The 915-nt window shown below is 47.1% G+C and carries 1 protein-coding gene; it reads left to right on the forward strand.

Annotated elements, in window-relative coordinates:
* Positions 1-904: sodium:solute symporter family transporter (locus tag ACWF4Z_RS38205; protein ID WP_452248101.1), on the forward strand; the 904-nt coding region annotated here is incomplete at its 5' end.
* Positions 905-915: the final 11 nt, after the last annotated feature.

Genomic DNA, 915 nt, shown 5'->3' on the forward strand with positions numbered 1-915 from the left:
GGGGATTATTATGTTTGCCGCACTCATTCTTGTGCCGATCGTTACGTTTTTCCACACGGGAGGAGCAGGTGATACAGTTGCTGAAATCCGCTCTGTAGATCCTGATATGTTTAATATTTTCAAAGGAACGAGCGTCCTTGGCATTATTTCTTTGTTTGCCTGGGGGCTGGGATACTTTGGCCAGCCGCATATTATTGTGCGTTTTATGGCGATCAACTCTGTCAAAGAGATCAAAAGAGCGCGCAGAATCGGGATGGGCTGGATGATTTTGTCTGCAGTAGGCGCAGTGCTGACCGGTTTGGGCGGAATCGCTTATTACCATCAGCGCGGCATGACACTGAAGGACCCAGAGACGATTTTTATTCAATTAGGGAATATCTTGTTTCATCCGATTATCACGGGTTTTCTGATTTCAGCGATTTTGGCTGCGATTATGAGTACCATTTCTTCTCAGCTGCTTGTGACATCAAGCTCTCTGGTAGAAGATTTGTATAAGTCGATGTTCAGACGCTCAGCTTCAGATAAAGAGCTGGTGTTTTTAGGCCGTCTGGCTGTTCTGGCTGTTTCAATTGTCGCGTTGGTTCTGGCTTGGGAGAAAAATAACACTATCCTTGGATTGGTCAGCTACGCGTGGGCGGGCTTCGGTGCATCATTCGGGCCGGTTGTACTGCTCAGTCTGTTTTGGAAACGAATGACCAAATGGGGGGCACTCGCCGGCATGATTGTGGGAGCAGCGACTGTAATCATTTGGGCGAATGCCGGTCTTTCGGACTTTCTGTATGAAATGATACCTGGTTTTGCTGCGAGTCTATTATCTGTGTTTTTTGTCAGCATATTGACGCAGGCTCCGTCACAGGCTGTCACAGACCAGTTCAACGACTACCAAGATACAATGTCACAATAAAGATCGAAAGG

It is taken from the genome of Kribbella sp. NPDC055071, assembly GCF_053608045.1.